Consider the following 18,075-nt stretch of genomic DNA (forward strand, 5'->3'; position numbering starts at 1 on the left):
GACCCATGTTCACGCAGACAAGCCGCCCGGCGGTACAGGAGCCCGTCCGCAATGCGGATGGCGAGAGCCTTGCTTTCGACGGGGTCGACCTTGAACAACTGGCACAACGCATACCCACCCCTTTCCATGCCTATTCGGCGAGCGCGATCCGGCAACGCATCGGCAGCCTGCAAGCTGCGCTGAGTGGTCTCGATGCCACGATCTGCTTCGCGGTAAAAGCCAACCCGAACCTCGCCATCCTGCAGCTGATGGCCAACGCCGGCGTCGGCGCCGACATCGTGTCGGTCGGCGAAATGCGCCGCAGCCTGCACGCCGGCATGCCGCCGGAGCGCATCGTTTTCTCCGGCGTGGGCAAGAGCGCGGATGAAATCGCCGGCGCACTGACGGTCGGCATCCATCGGTTCAACGTCGAATCGCACGACGAACTGCTCACCCTGCAGCACCTGGCCGAAGCACAAGGCGTGACGGCGCGCGCCGCCGTGCGCATCAACCCCGATGTCGACGCGCACACCCACGCCAAGATCTCCACCGGCAAGTCGGAGAACAAGTTCGGCGTGAGCATCGACGAGGCGCGCCGCTGGTTCGCCGAGCGCCGCCGGCTGTCGCATGTGCAGCTCGATGGCCTGCACGTGCACATCGGCTCGCAGATCCTCACGCTGGAACCGTTCCGGCTGGCGCTGCAGCGGGTGGCCGAGTTCTGGCGCGAACTCGAACAGGATGGCCACCCGATCACCAGCATCGACGTCGGCGGCGGGCTCGGCGTGTGCTACCGCGCCGGCGTGGATCAGCCGGTGGCCGCCGCCGATTACGTGAATGTGATCCGCGAGGCGTTAGCCGACTACCGCGGCAAGCTGCTGCTCGAACCGGGCCGCTATCTGGTTGCCGAGGCCGGCGTGCTGCTGACCCGGGTGATCCGCGTGAAGCCGGGCATCGAGCGGCAGTTCCTGGTGCTGGATGCGGCGATGAACGATCTGCAGCGGCCCAGCCTGTACGACGCCTGGCACGACATCGTGCCGGTATCGAACGCATCGCGGCCGTTGACCACCTACGACATCGTGGGCCCGGTGTGCGAAACCGGCGACACCTTTGCGCGCGGACGCGAACTGCCCGAGTGCGCCGCCGGCGACCTGTTGCTGATCAAGGCGACCGGCGCGTACGGTACGTCGATGGCCTCCACCTACAACTCGCGGCCGCTGGCGGCCGAGGTACTGTTGAACCAGGGCCGTTATGCGCTGGTGCGTCGCCGCCAGCACTTCGAGGAAATGATTGCCGGCGAACAGCCGGCGCGCCATTGGGAAACCGCATGATCACCATGACCCGTCTCGCCACCCTCACCGCGCTGGCGCTGTGCGCGGTGCTGCCCGCCCACGCCGCGCAGCAAGCGGCGCCGCAGGATCCGCCGATCACCATCGACACCCACGTCGACATCCCCTTCAACTACATGCGCGAACCGCGCTTCGACGCGGGCAAGCCCACGCCGCTGCTGGTCGACCTGGGCAAGATGGAACGCGGTGGCCTCAACGCGGCGTTCTTCGTGATCTGGGTGCCGCAGCACAAGCTCGATGCGGCCGGCTACGCCAAGGCGGTGGATCAGGCCGAGCAGAAGTACGACGCGATCGGCCGCATGCTGATGCAGTATCCCGACCGTATCCGCCTGGCCACCACGCCGGAGCAGCTGCTGGCCAACCACAAGGCCGGTCTGCTGTCGGCGACGATCGAGATCGAGAACGCCTACTCGCTCGGCCACGACATCCATCGTCTCGACGCCGCGTACGATCGCGGTGCGCGCTCGGTCGGTCTGGTACACGTCGGCAACAACGACCTGTGCACCAGCTCGCTGCCCGACACGGAGCATGGCGAGCCGGCGATGAACAGCGCCGGAGACAAGGGCATGAGCGAGTTCGGCCGCGCCGTGGTGAAGCGGGCCAACCAGCTCGGCATGCTGGTCGACATCTCGCACGCCTCCGACGCCTGCGTGCGCGATGCGCTCAAGCTGTCCACAGCGCCGATCTACGCCACGCACTCCGGCGCCCGCGCCGTGCTCGATCATCCACGCAATCTGCCCGATGACCTGCTGCGCGCGATCGCCGCGAAGGGCGGCGTGATCGATGCGGTGGCGTACAAGGAATTCCTGAAGAACGATCCGGGTCGCGAAGCGGCCGAAAAGGCCTTGCAGGCCGCCGTGGCAAAACAGGCCGGCGACAAGAAATACGACAGCGACAAGCACGACTACCTGCCGGCGATGGACAAGGGCATGGCCGAGATCCAGAAGAAGTACCCGCTAGCCACGCTGGACGACTACATGGACCAGATCCAGCACATGGTGAAGGTCGCCGGCATCGACCACGTCGGCATCGCTTCGGATTTTGACGGCGGCGGCGGCATCACCGGCTGGGCCAATGCCGGCGAGACGCGCAACGTCACCGCCGCCATGCGCAAGCGTGGCTTCAGTGACGCCGACATCGCCAAGCTGTGGGGCGGCAACCTGCTGCGCGTGTGGCGCGAGGTGGAACGCGATGCCGATCATCATTAAGCCGCGCCTGCTGCTCGCCGCGGTGCTCGGGCTGGGCTGCACGCTGGCGCATGCCGCCACACCGACGCCAGCGGAAGGCCGCACTTACGACAAGATCGTCGACGACACCATCGCGCGCTATCACCTGCCCGGCATCGCCGTGGGCGTGATCGAGAATGGCCAGATCGTCTACCTGCGTACCGCCGGCGAGACGGTGGCCGGCTCGGGACAGAAGATCACGCCGCAGACGCTGTTCAAGATCGCCTCCAACAGCAAGGCGATGACCACCGCGTTGCTTGGGCGTCTCGTCGATGCCGGCAAGCTGCACTGGGACGACCCGGTGACGAAGTACCTGCCGCAGTTCCGCATGCACGATCCGTGGGTCACCGCGAACATGCGCGTGGCCGACCTGCTCACCCATTCCAGCGGCCTGCCCGAAGGTGGCGGCGACCTGATGCTGTGGCCGGAACCGAACGCGTTCACCCGCGCCGACATCATCCACGGCCTGGCCTATATCAAGCCCGGCTACAGCTTCCGCTCGCAATACCAGTACGACAACCTGCTCTATGTGGTGGCCGGCGAAGTGGCGGCCGCCGCCGGTGGTGCGTCGTACGAAACGCTGATGCATCGCGAGGTGTTCGAACCGCTCGGGCTTTCGCGCTGCCAGGTCGGCGCGTGGAATCGCGATGCGGTCGGCAATGTGGCGCAGCCGCATCGCCAGGACCACGGCCGCAACGTGGCGATCGACGAGGACGCCGCGCTGATCCCGGCAATCACTTCCGCACCCGCCGGCGGCATCCGCTGCGACCTCGACGACATGCTCAGCTGGGCGCGCAACTGGCTGGTGCCCACGCCGGCACAGCTGGCGTGGCTGTCGCCGGCGCAACGGCAGATCCTGCAGGCGCCGCACATGCTGATCCCGGTGTCCACGCAACGCCGCGCGTGGGACAACGCGCACGCGATGGCCTACGGCTACGGCTGGCGCATGGCCGACGTCGATGGCGAATGGAACGTGTGGCATACCGGCACGTTGAACGGCATGTACTCGATGCTGTCGCTGCTGCCGGATCGGCGCAGCGGCTTCGTGTTCATGATCAACGGCGAGGCGGATGACGCCCGTACCGTGCTCGGCGAAGTGCTGACCAAGCATTTCACCGCGCCGGGTGATACGCACGACGTGAACTGGTACGCAGACGCTCTGGATCGTGCGGCAAAACAGCACGCGGCAACCTCGTCCATGCCGGATACGTCGACGCAACGCCCGGTCGCCCCGGGCGAAGTGGCGACGTGGACCGGCATCTACCGCGATCCGTGGTTCGGCAATATCTCGCTGTGCCCGCGCGACGGCAAGGTGCACTTCGCGGCGATGAAGTCGCCGAAGCTGGCCGGCACGGTGATGCGCATTGGCAAGCGCCATCTGGTGCACTGGGACGACTCCGCCGACCTGGATGCGTGGCTGGATTTCCATGCCGCCCACGACAGCCAGCCGATCACGCTGCGCATGGCCAAACTCGATCCAAAGGGTGACTTCAGCTCCGACTACGAGGATCTCGACTTCCAGCGCGTCGGCGGTTGCCGCTGATGCCCCGGCCGCTCGCTGCCATCGCGCTGCTCGTCGCCATCGGCTCGCCACTCGGCAGTCGCGCCGAGCAGTCACCTTCCCTCTCGCCGGCGAAGACCGCCGCCGCAGCGAATCTGGTCGATATCCGCACGCTGGTGCCGGACATCGCCGAGGACATCAAGTACGCCGGCCGCGACAACTTCGTGGGCGCGCCCATCGACGGCTATCGCGCACCGAAATGCTTCCTGCTGCGCACGGTTGCCGAGGCACTGGCCCGCGCCGAACACGACCTGCGCGCGCAGCACCTGCGCCTGAAGATCTGGGACTGCTACCGCCCCGCCCGCGCCGTGGCAGATTTCGTGCGCTGGGCGCACGACCTCGGCGATCAGCGCACGAAGGCGCAGCACTACCCGATGCTGGACAAGTCGAAGCTGCTGGGCGACTACATCGCGCCGGTCTCCGGCCACAGCCGCGGCGGCACCGTCGACCTCACCCTGGAGCGCTGCGCGGCCGACGGCACGCGCTGCGAACCATTGGAAATGGGCACCGACTTCGACTACTTCGGCGTGCGCGCGAATACCGACACGCCCGGCCTCACCCCGCAGCAACGCGAGAACCGCGCGCTGCTGCGCAGCGCGATGGAGCGCGGCGGCTTCCACAACTATCCGCTCGAATGGTGGCACTACACCTTCGCGCCGGAACCCACGCCGCACACGATCTACGACGTGCCGGTGGAATAGCACAGCTTTTCCCTCTCCCGCCGGCGCCCCTTAGGGAGTCCCCTTGCGGGTGAGAGAGTTCCCGCAGGGCGGGAGAGGGTTCGGGCGAAGCGCAACACCACGCTTCGCCCGAACCCTCTCCCCAACCCCTCTCCCGAAGGGAGCGGGGCTCAAGCTTCACGCACGGAGACTTATCATGCGACTGGCCTTGCTCTTTATTTCGCTGTTGCTTGCCACCTTTACTGCCCAAGCGGCAACATCCGACGCGATTCGGGCCACCGATCGCCTGATGCAGAACTACGACGGCAATGTTCCCGGCGCCTCGCTGCTGGTGCTCAAGGACGGCAAGCCGCTGATCCGTCGCGGCTACGGCCTGGCGAACCTTGAACAGCACGAGCAGGCTTCACCGGCCACCAACTATCGGCTGGCCTCGGTGACCAAGCAGTTCACCGCGGCGGCGATCCTGCTGCTGGCCGAGGACGGCAAGCTGAAGCTGGACGATTCGATCCGCCGCTGGCTCCCGTCGCTGCCGGCGACCACCGGCAAGGTGACCCTGCGCCAGCTGCTCAGCCACACCGGTGGCCTGATCGACTACGAAGACCTGATGCCGGCCGACACCACCGAGCAACTCAACGACAACGACGTGCTGCGCATGTTGTCGGCCACGCCGAAGAGCTACTTCGCGCCGGGCACCGCGTACCGCTACAGCAACTCCGGCTACGTGCTGCTTGGGCTGGTGGTGGAGCGGGCCTCGGGCGAGAGCCTGCCCGCGTTCCTGCAGCAGCGCATCTTCCAGCCGCTGCATATGGATCACACGCTGTTGTATGTGCATGGCGGCCCCGAGGTCAGCCATCGCGCCTATGGCTACAGCGAGGAGAACGGCGCGTGGAAACGCACGGATCAGGATCTGACGAGCGCCACCCGCGGCGACGGCGGCATCTATTCGTCGATCGACGACCTGGCTAAGTGGGACGCCGCGCTGTACGACGATCGCCTGCTCAGCGACGCCTCGCGCAAGCTTGCCTTCAGCCCGCACGCGAAAGTCACCGGCGAGCCTTATGAAGCCAGCTACGGTTTCGGCTGGCGCATCACCGGCGATACGCTGTGGCATTCGGGCGAAAGCATCGGCTTCCGCAACGTGATCGTGCGCTGGCCGAAACAACACCTCACGGTGATCCTGCTCAGCAACCGCAACGGTCCGGAGCCGTACCAGACCGCGCTGAAGATCGCGGAGCAGTTCGGCGCGCACTGACAACCGCAGCCGCAGCATGAGCACAGCCATTTTCCGGAGTTCGATGATGCGACGTTTTTCCACCGTTTGTTCTGCATGGCGCCAGGCGATCCTGCTCGTCACCGTGCTCCTTCTCGCCGCCTGCGCCCACGCGCCACCGCACAATCCGCTGGCGACGTGGGTGAAGTCGCCCAACCAGGACGTCCGCCGGCCGGTGCTGATCGTGGTGCATTACACCGATCAGCATTCGGCGCAGCAAAGTCTGGATACTTTGCGCACCGCCAACAGCGGCGGCCCGGTAAGCGCGAACTACCTGATCGGCAGCGATGGCCACATCTACCAGCTGGTGTCGGACGAACGCCGCGCGTGGCACGCGGGACCAGGCCACTGGGGCACGATCACCGACGTCAACTCCGCCTCGATCGGCATCGAGCTCGACAACGACGGCCACTCGCCATTCACGCAGCCGCAGATCGACAACCTGCTGCGTCTGCTGGCCGACCTCACCACGCGATTGCACATACCGCGCACGCAGATCGTCGGCCATCAGGATTTCGCACCATCGCGCAAACCCGATCCCGGTCCGCTGTTTCCGTGGAAGCAGCTAGCCGATGCCGGCTTCGGACTATGGCCGCAGGGAACGCTGATCGATCCGCCGGCCGGCTTCGATCCGTGGATGGCGATGGGTCTGGTCGGCTATCCACTGGAAGATCGGCCGGCCGCCGTGAGGGCGTTCCATAACCACTTTCGCGGCATCGACGGCGACACGCTCGACGCGGAAGATCTGCGCATCCTCTACAACCTGGCGCAGCAGATCGAATCCGGCAGCAACACGCGAACCGCTGGCTAGAACGCCAGTACCTGATCCGTATACGTCTCGACCAGTGCACTGAACGGTCGACCATCGCCGGCGAACAGCAACGCGCGATGCTGCAGCACAAAGTGCGGTATCACCAGCGCCCCTGAAGTCGGCCGTGTCTGCGCACGATGCAACTCCCAGCCGGCCGGCAGCGGCGACCACAGCAAGTCGGCACTCAAGGTCTTGCGGCGAAAATGCAGCGGCTGCACCACCTTGCCGAACGGCACGTCGCTGTTGTCGAGCTGATGATTCATCGCGGCAGTCAATCGGTTCGGCAGATACCAGTTGTCCGCCTCGGACAGCACGTGATCGCCACACTTCAGCTGCACGTGCCGGTACTTCACCGGCTCGCTCGCATTGATCGCCAGCTGCGTGCGCAACTCGGGTGGCAACGGCTTGTCGTCACCACGCACCTGCTGCGCCATGACGCGCGCCGGCGACGCCATGTGGTGCGCGCCACACCAGTGTTCCAGCGTCAGCGTCGCGCTGTCGTGGCTGAGCAGGTCGGCGTTGAGGGTTTGCAGCAAGGCCAGGGCCTGGCTGCGCGCAAGCGGTGTGTCCGGCCACTTCGGCGCGGCCGCGTCGCGCGCAATGGCGGCGTCGCAGCCGATCATCGACAGCAGCGCGAACAGGCACACCCATCGGGAAGGTTTCAAAGCCCCTTCGCCGCCTGCGCCACTGCACGGAACAGCGCGCGACCCTTGTTCATCGTCTCCTCCCACTCGGCCGCTGGATCGGAGTCGTAAACGATGCCGGCGCCGGCCTGCACGTGCAGGCGACCGCCGTGGATCACCGCGGTGCGGATCGCGATGGCGGTGTCGGCATCGCCCCACCAGCCGATCCAGCCGATCGCGCCGCCGTAGATGTTGCGCTTGTGCGGCTCCAGCTCCTGGATGATTTCCAGTGCGCGGATTTTCGGCGCGCCGCTGAGCGTACCGGCCGGGAACGTGGCTTTCAGCACGTCCATGTAGCTGAGCCCCGCGCGCGCGGTACCTTGCACCTGCGAGACGATGTGCATCACGTGCGAATAGCGCTCGATCGCGAATGACTCGCTCACCTCGACACTGCCGACCTCGCTGATCCGGCCGACGTCGTTGCGACCCAGATCAATCAGCATCACGTGCTCGGCACGCTCCTTCGGATCGGCCAGCAACTCGGCTTCCAGCGCCTGGTCCTCCTCCTCGGTGGCGCCGCGCTTGCGCGTGCCGGCCAGCGGACGCACCACCACCTTGCCATCCCGCAGACGCGCAAGGGTCTCCGGCGATGAGCCGACGATCTGCGTGTCGCCCAGATCGACGAAGTACATATACGGCGAAGGGTTCATGGCACGCAGCGCGCGGTAAACATCAACCGGCCTTGCGTTGAAACCGACGCTGAGCCGCTGCGACGGCACCACCTGGAAAATGTCGCCGGCGCGGATGTATTCCTTCGCGCGTTCGACCATCGCCTCGAATTCTTCTTTCGTGAACGAGGATTTGAAGTCGCTCTCGTCCAGCGCGATCGATTGGGTGAGCTGCGGATACGACGCACCACCCTGACGCAGCCGGTAAACCAGCGCATCGAGCCGGCGCTGCGCCGCGGCGTAGGCTTGCGGCTGCGCCGGATCGGCATGCACGATCAGGTACAGCCGGCCCTTGAGGTTGTCGAATACCGCCACTTCCTCGGCCAGCATCAGCAGCACGTCGGGCGTGCCCAGCTCGTCGGCGCGATCCCACTGCGCCAGCCGCGGTTCGATGTAGCCGATCGTCTCGAAACCGAAGTAGCCGACCAGCCCGCCACTGAACGCGGGCAGCTGCGGCAACCGCGGCACGTCGTACTGCTGGCGCAGCTTCTCGATTTCGCCGAGCGGATCGTCGAGATGACGGCGCTCGGTGACTTCGCCGGAGTCTTCCACTTCCAGCTCATGCCCGCGCAGGCGATACACCCGCTTCGCCGGCAGGCCGATGATCGAATAGCGTCCCCAGGTGGCACCACCCTCGACCGATTCGAACAAAAAGGTGTACGGGCCATCGGCCAGTTTCAGGTACACCGACAGCGGCGTGTCGAGGTCGGAAAACACCTCGCGCACCAGCGGAATGCGCGTATGTCCCTGGGCAACCAGCGCGTCGAATTCGTCTCGGGAGATCACGTGGGAGGTCCGCATGGCCAAACTGAGGAAGCGGCCATTGTAGGCGAAGCGCGGGTTCAGCCACTCAACCGCTGGCGCGGCATGCCGCGCAGGCGCAGCGAGAACGCCACGCCGCTGCCGTCGTCGAGGTTGCGCGCGCTGGCGATGCCACCGTGGCGCTCGGCGACGAGGCGTACCACGTACAGGCCCAGGCCCAGGTGCGGCGCATCGCCGGGGGTGGCCTTGTCGCGCAGGCTGACCAGCGAGTCGAACAAGCGGCCCTGCATCGCTTCTGGCAGCAGCGGGCCCTGGTTCGCCAGCTCGATCTCGGCGCCATCTGTTGCGGCACTCAGGCTCAGGCGCAGCCAGCCATGTTCGGGCGTGAACGACAGCGCATTGTCGAGCAGCTTGTCCAGTGCCTGCGCGATCAGCTCGGGTGCGCAATGCAGGCGCAACGGTGTATCGGGCAACACGCAGTCGAGTCGGCGCGTGCCGATCAAGGCGCGATAAGCGTCGGCGCAGCCGCGCACCACGTCGCGCAGGTCGACATCCTCGGGTTCCGCCGCGGTGATCGAGCGCTCCATCCGGCTCGACTCGCTCATCGCGCGCACCAGCGCACCAAGCCGCGCCACACCGTCGCGGGCACGGGCCAGATACGGCTGCGCCTCGGCCGGCAATGCCGCGTGTTCGAGGTTGTCCAGCGACGACTTCACGATCGCCAGCGGCGTATTGAGTTCGTGCGAGAGTTTCGAGGCCAGCGTGCGCAGGTAGTCGGTGTAGCCATCGACCACCTCGAACAGCCGCTCGAAGCTGCGTGCGAGGTCACCGATCTCGTCCGGCGCATCGGTCATCGGGAAGCGGCCTTGCTCGAACAAGCCGTCCAGACGTCCATCGTTGAGCTGGGCACGCTCGGCCGCGTTGCGCAGGCGGCCCAGCCGCAGGCTGAGCCGGGTGGCGAACGCCAGCAGGATGCCGCCGGCCACCAGCAGCACGCCGAAGCTGGTCAGCAGCAGGCCGAACAGTGCTCGATTGGCCAGCAGCGGCACCGTGCGGCTGGCCTGCTCCAGCAACAGCACGCCATCGACCTTGCCCGCGCGTTCGAGCGGCACCGCGGCAGCGAGTACCACGCTGCCGCGTTCCTCCCCACTGCGCCACACGGCAACCGGTTTGCCGGCGCCTGCCTGACTGACCTCCGGGGTATCCAGCCGCGGCACATCCTGTGACCACGGGCTTGCATCCTCCAGCCGGGTCGCCAGCAGCGAGCGATAGACCAGCGAGGCGAACCAGCCTGGCTGGCCGTCGGCGCCGGGCGCGCTGTTGAGACGGCCGGTGCGCGCCAGCAGCCAGCCTTGCGGCGCCAGCACGCGCGCCTGCACGCGGTCGGGCACGAGCTGCGCCAGCTCGCCGGAAAGCTTGTCCGAATAGCTCAGCAAGCCCCGCGTATCGGAAGCCATCCGGTCGCCGCCGGCCGCCGCGTCATAGACTCCCACGCCGAGTACGCGCAGGTGCAGGCTGCGTGGTAGCCGCAGCTCGACCTGATAGCCGCTGCCGTCCTCCTGCCATTGCGCAGCGAGCAGGTCGGGCAGGCCGTCGACCGTCGGGTCGAGCGGTTGTGCGACGAGCGGCCCGGGCGCCGCGCTGGTCAGAAGGTAGCGCCGTTGTCCGGTCGCATTGCCCAGGGTCAGGATCAGGTGATCGGCGGCCAGTGCATTCGCATCATCGGCATCGGCGCGAGTGCGCTGGATGTCGCGCACAACGGCGTACAGATACAGCCCGTCGCCGTCCTCCGTCAGTAGCAGCTTGCCGTGCTGACCCAGCGACTGACTCCACGGTGTCAACGGCGCCCAGTCGTCGCCGTAACCGTCCACGGTGATCGGCCCCGGCGCCGGTTGCACGTACCAGCTCCGACCGGATGCCGGCGGCACCGCGCCGGTCACCACCAGGCTGCGCGCCACCGCTCCCGCCGACGCCAGCAATGCCTGCGCCTGGCCATCGCGCAACAACGCCTCCATCTGGCGCACGTACAACCAGCCCGCGATCGGCAGGGCCAGCGTGCACAGGGCGACCAGCAGGAGTTTGCGGCGCAGGCTCATCGAGGGTGACGATCAGCTGCCGTGCGCGGGCGGTACTGTTGCGGAGTCACGCGTCCAGCGCGTGGCCACCACGACCTGCATGAAGTCGTCCAGCAGTGCGTGCCGTGACGAATCGGCATCGTCGAAGGCCATCGACCAGCTCAACCGGATGCCGCTGGCCTCGCCCGGATCGCAGAACACGACCACGTCGTCGACATGATCGCTGCCCTGATAGACGGTCGCCTCGCACGGCATGGCGCGCTGACGCACCGCAAAGCCGGAAACCTTGCCGGCCGGGTCGTGCTGCAGGTAACGCTTGCGATCGGCCTGCACCTCCGCCGCCAGCGTGGGCAGCTTGCGCGCCGATACGTTGAGCACCATCACCCGCTGCGGATTGCCGCTCCATTCGCCCTGGTAGAGCACCGCGTCGACGCCGATCGCGCGTGCATACGTGCAACAGTCACGCGTCCAGCCGGCGGGTGTGTCGACGGCGATCGTCCATGCCGGCGTGGCGCCATCGCGGGCGCCGTGCGCCAGCACGTTGTCTGCCGGCACGCCGGCTTGCACCCATGCGGGAAGCAGGCACGCCAGAACCAGCCACGCGCGTCGCATCACCACATGTCGTGTCACGGCCGCCACCGATAGCCGACCCCGTGCACGGTCTCGATGGCATCGAACTCCGGCGCCACTGCGATGAACTTCTTGCGGATGCGCTTGATGTGCGAGGTGATGGTGGCGTCGTCCACGACCAGCTCCGCCTCGCGCATCAGCTGGTCGCGATTCTTCACGTGGCCGGGGAAACGAATGAGGGTGTGCACCATCCAGAATTCGGTGACGGTAAGCGGAACCTCTTCACCATTCCAGCTGATCCGCATGCGCTCGGATTCCAGCTTCAGCGGACCGTGCTCGATCACTGTCTCGCTGGATGCGGGCGCCTTCAGCGACTCGATCCGGCGGAACAGCGCGGCGATGCGCGCGGCCAGCTGGTGCAGGCTGGTGTCCTTGCTGAGGTAATCGTCGGCGCCCAGGCGCAGGCCGGAGATCACGTCGAAGTCCGAATCGCGCGCGGTGAGGAAGATCAGCGGCAACGTCGCGGATTTCGCACGCAGTTCGCGGCACAGGTCGAAGCCGCCCTCCGGTTCGTCGCCGAGGCCGATGTCGATGATGACCAGCTCCGGCAGGCGCATCGCGAATGCACTGGACGCTTCCCGGCGCGAACCGTAACCACGTGCGTCGTAGCCGAAGCGGTTCAGCGCCTCCACGTAGTTGGCACGGATCAACGGTTCGTCTTCGACGATGGCAATGCTGCGGCCCATGGCGCGCTCCCTGTTGGATGCACGCAGCGTGCTATGCGAACCGGCCCGACGCAAGCCGCGCAACGCGAATGCCCGCGTTTCGCCCCGTGCGGGGCCGCTACAACGCCCCAGCACCCCTCTAGTTGGGAGAAGAAGGCACGATCTTCATTGGCCCCACCATCACGTGGCCCGACCAGCCGTCAAACAGTTGTTCCGCGTAGACGTCCAATTTCTTTGCCACAAAATCTACCGGCTGAGCGTATGAGCACAATGTGTCATCGTTGCGGGGCCGGGCCGACACAACCTGATTGGAGCTCAATCCCGAAATGCAGACCCGAGCGCCATACGCGGCGTTACTCACCAGCGCATCACGTTCATGTTTGAAGCGCAGCTCCGCCCGGCGTGCAGCGCGTGCGTCTCCATAGGTCGGCAGCATGGATCGCCACAACTCTTGCGCCCGCGCCTGCTCCTGCGTCGTTGCCCCCTTCCAGGCCGAACTGAATATCGCGGCATAGGTAGGATCCCGGCGCTCCGATGCCAAGCCCATCCACGCGAGTCCAAGCGGCCGATCGAGCGGCTCGACGTCACCCTTGAAATAGCCCATGCCGAGCAGAAACTGCGCCGACTTGTTGCCCCAGCTGGCGGCAATCCGCAGCATTTCCCTGCTGCGCGCATTGTTTCCCTTGGCCATGTCGCGAACGCCAACACAGTAGTAGTAGCTGCCAGGCAGGAAACGTTCCAGCCCGCGCGGGCAATACACCGTCGCCAAATCCTCGACGCTCCGGTCGATCTTGAACTCGGGAGCGGCTACCCCGGCTACGACTGCCTGTCCCACAGACACCTTCTGCTGGCCGGCAAAGCTGCTTGGGCTGACCGCACCCAACGCCATCACAAGACCAAGCACCGACGTGTTCCATCCAGGAAAATTCATAAGAAACTCCTTCTTCTGCTGGCATTGACTTCGAGTCTACGCGTCTCGTCATTTCCCCGTCACTAGGTCCGCCGGGGAAATTGCCGCCACAAAATCGGCCGATACCGCCTTCTTCGCGCCCGATCCCGGACAGCATCGCCGCCGCGTATTCCGGTTCAATGGCTCCACGTACCCGCTGGAGCAGCCAAATGCGCAAACCCGACCCAGCCAACATTGACCCTAACGCCGAACTGCGCAGCTTCGAACCCTTGCGGGTGACGCTGGCGCTGGGCGCCCTGGTGCTTGGCCTGCTGCTCGGCATTCATTGAGGCGAACCTCATGTGCAAGTCAACTTTCAGCCCATTGCCGTTTGACTGGTTTGCCGTGGAAAGTATCCGTGCGCACGGTGCGAAGGGAATCGCACCGTGTGTGGTGCGTGCGGAAACCGATTCCGACTGGCAGCCGGTCTGATTCACCGAATTCCGTCCGACATGGTGGTTACTTTCCCCTCCTTCGCGAGGGGATTTTTTCTATCGAACCGCACGGGGCCACCGATCATGCCCGTTCATAATTTTGCCGGGAACCAAACCCGACCGACCCGGTCAGAACTTGTGATTGGTACCGTTCCATTGCCGTGGAACGTGTCGATGCGGCTGCTGACCCCTCCCTTGGCAGCGGTCGCGTCGGCACACCAATCAATGGTGTTCCCTCTCACGTCCTGACGACGTTTATCCCGGCGCAGCCGTTCACTGCGCCGGGATTTTTATGCGCGGATGCTTTTTGTGAAATCGCTAACGGCCGCGGCTCGGCCTCGGCCTTGCGCAGCGCCCCCGGGGAATCCTCAGCCGATCCCTTTGCGCGCATGGCGACGGAAATCCTCAGCCGATCGCCTTGCGCATGGCGGCGATCTCGGCGCGGTAGTCCTTCGCGTGGAAGATCGCCGAGCCGGCGACGAAGGTGTCGGCACCGGCCGCAGCAATCGCGCCGATGTTTTCCGCGGTGACACCGCCGTCGACTTCGAGCCGGATCGCGCGGCCACTGGCATCAATACGCTGGCGCGCCTCACGCAATTTTTCCAGCGTGCCGGGAATGAATTTCTGTCCACCGAAACCCGGATTGACCGACATGATCAGGATCAGGTCGAGCTTGTCCATCACGTAGTCGAGATAGTCCAGCGGCGTGGCGGGATTGAACACCAAACCGGCCTGGCAGCCCGATTCCTTGATCAGCCCCAGGGTGCGATCGACATGCTCGCTTGCTTCCGGATGGAAACTGATCAGGCTGGCGCCGGCCCTGGCGAAATCCGGCACGATGCGGTCGACCGGCTTGACCATCAGATGCACATCGATCGGCGCCGCGATGCCGTACTTGCGCAGCGACTGCAGCACCATCGGACCGATCGTGAGATTCGGCACGTAGTGGTTGTCCATCACGTCGAAATGCACCCAGTCGGCACCAGCCGCCAGCACGGCGGCGGTGTCCTCGCCCAGCCGCGCGAAATCGGCGGCGAGGATGGAAGGGGCGATGATCGGGGTTTGCCTGGTCATGATTTTTCTCGAAGCAGGAACTTGCCAAATCGGCACCGGGATGTGCCGACGCGACGAGTGCGTGGGCACTTGTCGCGACAAGCTGTCGCCGCTTTGCCGGGGCAGCTTGTTTGCAAACCGCGGCAGGATGCCCGGTTTTGCAATATTAGGTTACTTGAAGCCGCGCATTTCCTTGATCCGGTCATACGCGGCATTGATCTCGCTGGCGCGCGACTCGGCACGCTTGCGCATGTCTTCGGGCAGGTCGCCGAGGCGATCTGGGTGATGTTCGGAAATCAGCTTGCGATAGGCGCGCTTCACCGCACGGTCGTCGACGTTGCGGTCGATACCGAGCACGGCATACGGATCCGGCCCCTGCGGCGTGCGCTGCGGCGGCACATAACCGCCGCCGGTGGCGTAACCCTGGCCATGCCCGTAGGCGCGCTGGCCGCCGGCACCGGCGTTCCACGCATAACCCTTCATCGCCATCAGCGCCATCAGCTCCATGTCGCTGACGCGCAGCGCGAACGCAAGCTGGCGCAGGATCGACATCTTCTCCGGCGGCGGGTTGCCCTCGGCCAGCACGGTTTCGATCACCACGTCGAGCACCGGAAAGGCATGGTCGCGACGCAGGCCTACCCAGTTGCGCAGCGCAGTGATGGTCTGGGTGACGTCGAACTCCGGCTGCTTGCCGGCGTTGAAACTGACCACCGCCTGCTTGCGCAGCTCGGCATCCAGCTTCATGCGAGTCATCAGGCGCTCGGCAATCGCGATCTCCTGCTCCGACACGCGGCCGTCGGATTTCGCCACCGCGCCGAGCAGGGTGAACAGCGGGCCGACAAAGCCGCCGGCTTCCGGCGTGGCGTTCTTGCGCTGGCTGTAGCGCATGTTGTCGAAGATGAAACCGATCACCGCGCCGGTGATGGCACCGGGTAGGTGGCCGATGATCAACCCGAAAAACGCGAACCACAGCGTGTAGGTGAAGCTCATGGCTGTACCTGCGGCTGCGGCGACTGCGCGCTGTACCAGCGCGCCAGCGCATCGAGTTCGGCAGCACTGACCGGGCCGAGCGCAGCGCGCATCACCGGGATGTTGCGGCGGCCGTCGCGGTACTGTTTCAGCGCATCGCGCAGGTAATCCAGCTGCTGCCCGGCCAGGTTCGGCACGCCGGGCATGCTGGCGTGGCCGGTGGCACCGTGACAGGCTGCACACAGGCCCAGCCGGGTCGGCTGCACCGGGGTTTGCGCGCATATCGGGAGGGCGGCGACCAGGCACAGCGCCGCGATCAGTAGGTTTCGCATCGGCAACACATGGGGATGAAGGCGAACAATTCTAGCAGTGCCCGCCGATCGGGCCGGCAATGCGGCTTTCCGGCATTCCAGCCGCAGCGGCTAGAATAGGCGCCTTCCCCGCCTGCGGAAACTTAGAAAGTGCCCACCACCCTGCTGCAATCGAACCTGCCCGACCTGCAACTGGTCCACCGCGGCAAGGTGCGCGACGTCTACGCGCTGGACGGCGACCGGCTGCTGATGGTCGCCACCGACCGGCTCTCTGCATTCGACGTGGTGCTGCCGAACCCGATCCCCGGCAAGGGCGAGATGCTCACCCAGATTTCCAATTTCTGGTTCAACAAGACCGCACACCTGCTGCCGAACCACCTGCTCGACGTGCCGCTGGCCGACGTGCTGCCGCCGGGCGCCGACCTGGCGCTGTACGAGAAGCGCGCGGTGGTAACACGTCGACTGAAGCCGGTGCCGGTCGAGGCGATCGCCCGCGGCTATCTGACTGGCTCCGGCTGGAAGGATTACCGCGCCACGGGTTCGTTGTGCGGCATCGCGCTGCCGGCCGGACTGCAGCAGGCGCAACAACTGCCGACGCCGATCTTCACCCCGTCGACCAAGGCTGCCGTGGGCGACCACGACGAGAACGTCAGCTATGACGTGGTGGTCAACGCCGTTGGCGCCGAACTGGCTGGCAAGGTTCGCGACGCCACCCTGGCGATCTACCAGTGGGCCGCCGCCTATGCGGCCGAGCGCGGCATCATCATCGCCGACACCAAGTTCGAGTTCGGCACCGACGCCAGCGGCACGCTGTACGTGATGGACGAGATGCTGACGCCGGATTCCTCGCGCTTCTGGCCCGCCGAGGAGTACCGCGTGGGCATCAGCCCACCCAGCTACGACAAGCAGTTCGTGCGCGACTATCTCGAGATGCAAAACTGGAACAAGACCGCGCCCGGTCCGGTGATCCCGGACGAGGTGATCGCACGCACCGCCGCCAAGTATGCCGAGGCATTGCAACGCCTGGCCGGCATCCAACTCAGCTGAATTCAACGCTTGATCCATCGGGGGAATGCCCATGCGCACCATGCAGGATTGGCTCGACAGTTACAGCGGCGACCACCAGAACCCGACCAACCGGCTGTTCCACTGGTTCTGCGTGCCGCCGATCGTGTGGTCGGTGATCGCGCTGCTATGGGCGATCCCGGTACCGGCGTCATTGTTCCGTCCCGGCACGGTGGCCGTGGCCGTGATGGTGCTGGCGTTCTACTGGTACTGGAAACACTCGCACCGGCTGGCGCTCGCGCTGCTGATCGCGTTCGCACTGCTGGGGCTGCTCACCAACCTGCTGTACTACCGGCTCGGCGCCGCCTCACTCTGTTATCTGGCGATCGGCGTGTTCGTGGTCGCCTGGATCGGCCAGTTCATCGGCCACCAGTTCGAAGGGCGGCGTCCCAGTTTCCTCACCGATCTGTCGTATCTGTTGATCGGCCCGGCCTGGCTGATGGCCAAGCTGCTGCGCGGACTGGGGTTCAAGCAAGTCACATGACCACTTTGCTTACCGTGATCAGCAGCCTGCTCTGGTGGGTGCTGTACAGCAGCATCGCAGCACTGGTGTTCGCCCTGATCGGCTGGTCGGTGCTGCGCTGGACCGAACGCTGCGCCGTGGTGTTCAACCGCATCTACTTCGCCTGCCTGCTGTGGACCATGGTCGGCATGCTGCTGGTCGTCGGCGTGGCCGCATACGAAGGCCACCTGCATCCACCCTATGCGGCGCTGCTGAGTTCCGGCCTGCTGCGCTGCGTGCTGGTGCTGGACATGCTGATCGGCACCGTCTTGCTGTGGCGGCTCACGCCGCGCATCGACGCGCATCGCATCCGCCCCGGCAGCGCCTGCATGGCGGTGGCCGTGATCATGGCGATCAGCTTCGGGATCGCCACCAGCCTGGCGTGATCCGGTCGCGACTGCACACAGAAAAGGGCGGAGTTCATCCGCCCTTTTCT

18 protein-coding genes are annotated in these 18,075 nt (G+C 65.8%); 9 read left to right on the forward strand and 9 right to left on the reverse strand.

Features of this window, described 5'->3' with window-relative positions:
- Positions 1 to 5: 5 nt before the first annotated feature.
- From lysA to EAH75_RS11570, 6 genes are all read left to right on the forward strand, one after another.
- Positions 6 to 1,307: a diaminopimelate decarboxylase gene (gene lysA, locus EAH75_RS11545; protein ID WP_140805517.1), complete on the forward strand. Its 1,302-nt coding sequence runs from the start codon at positions 6 to 8 to the stop codon at positions 1,305 to 1,307.
- A complete protein-coding gene (locus EAH75_RS11550; RefSeq protein WP_140805519.1) occupies positions 1,304 to 2,533 on the forward strand; it encodes a dipeptidase in 1,230 nt (409 codons plus the stop codon). Before lysA ends, EAH75_RS11550 begins: the two co-directional genes overlap by 4 nt.
- Positions 2,517 to 4,094, forward strand: coding sequence for a serine hydrolase domain-containing protein (locus EAH75_RS11555; RefSeq protein WP_140805521.1), 1,578 nt, complete (start codon positions 2,517 to 2,519; stop codon positions 4,092 to 4,094). Before EAH75_RS11550 ends, EAH75_RS11555 begins: the two co-directional genes overlap by 17 nt.
- On the forward strand, positions 4,094 to 4,813 hold the full coding sequence (locus EAH75_RS11560; protein ID WP_140805523.1) for a M15 family metallopeptidase: 720 nt from the start codon (positions 4,094 to 4,096) through the stop codon (positions 4,811 to 4,813). Before EAH75_RS11555 ends, EAH75_RS11560 begins: the two co-directional genes overlap by 1 nt.
- 175 nt (positions 4,814 to 4,988) lie before the next feature.
- Positions 4,989 to 6,044 (forward strand): serine hydrolase domain-containing protein, encoded by a 1,056-nt coding sequence (locus tag EAH75_RS11565; protein ID WP_140649179.1) that lies wholly within the window; start codon positions 4,989 to 4,991, stop codon positions 6,042 to 6,044.
- 43 nt (positions 6,045 to 6,087) lie between these two features.
- Positions 6,088 to 6,873: an N-acetylmuramoyl-L-alanine amidase gene (locus EAH75_RS11570; protein ID WP_428993507.1), complete on the forward strand. Its 786-nt coding sequence runs from the start codon at positions 6,088 to 6,090 to the stop codon at positions 6,871 to 6,873.
- On the opposite strand, the gene EAH75_RS11575 is transcribed toward EAH75_RS11570, so the two are convergent.
- From EAH75_RS11575 to EAH75_RS11615, 9 genes are all read right to left on the reverse strand, one after another.
- Positions 6,870 to 7,538 (reverse strand): hypothetical protein, encoded by a 669-nt coding sequence (locus tag EAH75_RS11575; protein WP_240046135.1) that lies wholly within the window; start codon positions 7,536 to 7,538, stop codon positions 6,870 to 6,872. The two genes, EAH75_RS11570 and EAH75_RS11575, sit on opposite strands and share 4 nt — an antisense overlap.
- Positions 7,535 to 9,025 (reverse strand): anthranilate synthase component I, encoded by a 1,491-nt coding sequence (gene trpE / locus EAH75_RS11580; protein ID WP_428993508.1) that lies wholly within the window; start codon positions 9,023 to 9,025, stop codon positions 7,535 to 7,537. The genes EAH75_RS11575 and trpE overlap by 4 nt, the downstream gene beginning before the upstream one ends.
- Positions 9,026 to 9,066: 41 nt before the next feature.
- On the reverse strand, positions 9,067 to 11,082 hold the full coding sequence (locus EAH75_RS11585; protein ID WP_140805527.1) for an ATP-binding protein: 2,016 nt from the start codon (positions 11,080 to 11,082) through the stop codon (positions 9,067 to 9,069).
- A gap of 12 nt (positions 11,083 to 11,094) precedes the next feature.
- Positions 11,095 to 11,673 (reverse strand): hypothetical protein, encoded by a 579-nt coding sequence (locus tag EAH75_RS11590; protein WP_140649664.1) that lies wholly within the window; start codon positions 11,671 to 11,673, stop codon positions 11,095 to 11,097.
- 14 nt (positions 11,674 to 11,687) lie between these two features.
- A complete protein-coding gene (gene pdsR / locus EAH75_RS11595) occupies positions 11,688 to 12,377 on the reverse strand; it encodes a proteobacterial dedicated sortase system response regulator (protein WP_140649173.1) in 690 nt (229 codons plus the stop codon).
- Between the two features lie 118 nt (positions 12,378 to 12,495).
- A complete protein-coding gene (locus EAH75_RS11600) occupies positions 12,496 to 13,287 on the reverse strand; it encodes a hypothetical protein (protein ID WP_140649171.1) in 792 nt (263 codons plus the stop codon).
- A gap of 857 nt (positions 13,288 to 14,144) precedes the next feature.
- Entirely contained in the window at positions 14,145 to 14,813 is a 669-nt protein-coding gene (gene rpe / locus EAH75_RS11605; protein ID WP_140649169.1) for a ribulose-phosphate 3-epimerase, read from the reverse strand.
- Between the two features lie 150 nt (positions 14,814 to 14,963).
- Positions 14,964 to 15,782 carry a co-chaperone DjlA gene (djlA, locus tag EAH75_RS11610; RefSeq protein WP_140649167.1) on the reverse strand — a complete coding sequence of 273 codons (819 nt, stop codon included), beginning with the start codon at positions 15,780 to 15,782 and terminating at the stop codon, positions 14,964 to 14,966.
- Complete coding sequence (locus tag EAH75_RS11615; protein ID WP_140649165.1) at positions 15,779 to 16,093, reverse strand: c-type cytochrome; 315 nt, start codon at positions 16,091 to 16,093, stop codon at positions 15,779 to 15,781. The genes djlA and EAH75_RS11615 overlap by 4 nt, the downstream gene beginning before the upstream one ends.
- A gap of 129 nt (positions 16,094 to 16,222) precedes the next feature.
- Between EAH75_RS11615 and EAH75_RS11620 the strand changes: the two genes are divergently transcribed.
- The 3 genes from EAH75_RS11620 to EAH75_RS11630 are packed head-to-tail and all read left to right on the forward strand — an operon-like array spanning position 16,223 to position 18,025.
- The gene (locus EAH75_RS11620) at positions 16,223 to 17,119 is read left to right on the forward strand and encodes a phosphoribosylaminoimidazolesuccinocarboxamide synthase (protein ID WP_140649163.1); all 897 of its coding nucleotides are present in this window, start codon (positions 16,223 to 16,225) and stop codon (positions 17,117 to 17,119) included.
- A 31-nt stretch (positions 17,120 to 17,150) separates the two neighbouring features.
- The gene (locus tag EAH75_RS11625) at positions 17,151 to 17,621 is read left to right on the forward strand and encodes a DUF962 domain-containing protein (RefSeq protein ID WP_140649160.1); all 471 of its coding nucleotides are present in this window, start codon (positions 17,151 to 17,153) and stop codon (positions 17,619 to 17,621) included.
- Positions 17,618 to 18,025, forward strand: coding sequence for a hypothetical protein (locus EAH75_RS11630; protein WP_140649157.1), 408 nt, complete (start codon positions 17,618 to 17,620; stop codon positions 18,023 to 18,025). The genes EAH75_RS11625 and EAH75_RS11630 overlap by 4 nt, the downstream gene beginning before the upstream one ends.
- The last annotated feature ends 50 nt before the right edge of the window (positions 18,026 to 18,075 follow it).

This window comes from Rhodanobacter glycinis, from assembly GCF_006438785.1.
Taxonomy (GTDB): Bacteria; Pseudomonadota; Gammaproteobacteria; order Xanthomonadales; family Rhodanobacteraceae; genus Rhodanobacter; species Rhodanobacter glycinis_A.

What these genes read in the sequence shown, in the direction of transcription:
- lysA (WP_140805517.1), top strand. Translation starts at nt 6, where the DNA reads ATGTTCACGCAGACAAGCCGCCCGGCGGTACAGGAGCCCGTCCGCAAT.
- EAH75_RS11550 (WP_140805519.1), top strand. Translation starts at nt 1,304, where the DNA reads ATGATCACCATGACCCGTCTCGCCACCCTCACCGCGCTGGCGCTGTGC.
- EAH75_RS11555 (WP_140805521.1), top strand. Translation starts at nt 2,517, where the DNA reads ATGCCGATCATCATTAAGCCGCGCCTGCTGCTCGCCGCGGTGCTCGGG.
- EAH75_RS11560 (WP_140805523.1), top strand. Translation starts at nt 4,094, where the DNA reads ATGCCCCGGCCGCTCGCTGCCATCGCGCTGCTCGTCGCCATCGGCTCG.
- EAH75_RS11565 (WP_140649179.1), top strand. Translation starts at nt 4,989, where the DNA reads ATGCGACTGGCCTTGCTCTTTATTTCGCTGTTGCTTGCCACCTTTACT.
- EAH75_RS11570 (WP_428993507.1), top strand. Translation starts at nt 6,088, where the DNA reads ATGATGCGACGTTTTTCCACCGTTTGTTCTGCATGGCGCCAGGCGATC.
- trpE (WP_428993508.1), bottom strand. Translation starts at nt 9,025, where the DNA reads ATGCGGACCTCCCACGTGATCTCCCGAGACGAATTCGACGCGCTGGTT.
- EAH75_RS11585 (WP_140805527.1), bottom strand. Translation starts at nt 11,082, where the DNA reads ATGAGCCTGCGCCGCAAACTCCTGCTGGTCGCCCTGTGCACGCTGGCC.
- EAH75_RS11590 (WP_140649664.1), bottom strand. Translation starts at nt 11,673, where the DNA reads ATGCGACGCGCGTGGCTGGTTCTGGCGTGCCTGCTTCCCGCATGGGTG.
- pdsR (WP_140649173.1), bottom strand. Translation starts at nt 12,377, where the DNA reads ATGGGCCGCAGCATTGCCATCGTCGAAGACGAACCGTTGATCCGTGCC.
- EAH75_RS11600 (WP_140649171.1), bottom strand. Translation starts at nt 13,287, where the DNA reads ATGAATTTTCCTGGATGGAACACGTCGGTGCTTGGTCTTGTGATGGCG.
- rpe (WP_140649169.1), bottom strand. Translation starts at nt 14,813, where the DNA reads ATGACCAGGCAAACCCCGATCATCGCCCCTTCCATCCTCGCCGCCGAT.
- djlA (WP_140649167.1), bottom strand. Translation starts at nt 15,782, where the DNA reads ATGAGCTTCACCTACACGCTGTGGTTCGCGTTTTTCGGGTTGATCATC.
- EAH75_RS11615 (WP_140649165.1), bottom strand. Translation starts at nt 16,093, where the DNA reads ATGCGAAACCTACTGATCGCGGCGCTGTGCCTGGTCGCCGCCCTCCCG.
- EAH75_RS11625 (WP_140649160.1), top strand. Translation starts at nt 17,151, where the DNA reads ATGCGCACCATGCAGGATTGGCTCGACAGTTACAGCGGCGACCACCAG.
- EAH75_RS11630 (WP_140649157.1), top strand. Translation starts at nt 17,618, where the DNA reads ATGACCACTTTGCTTACCGTGATCAGCAGCCTGCTCTGGTGGGTGCTG.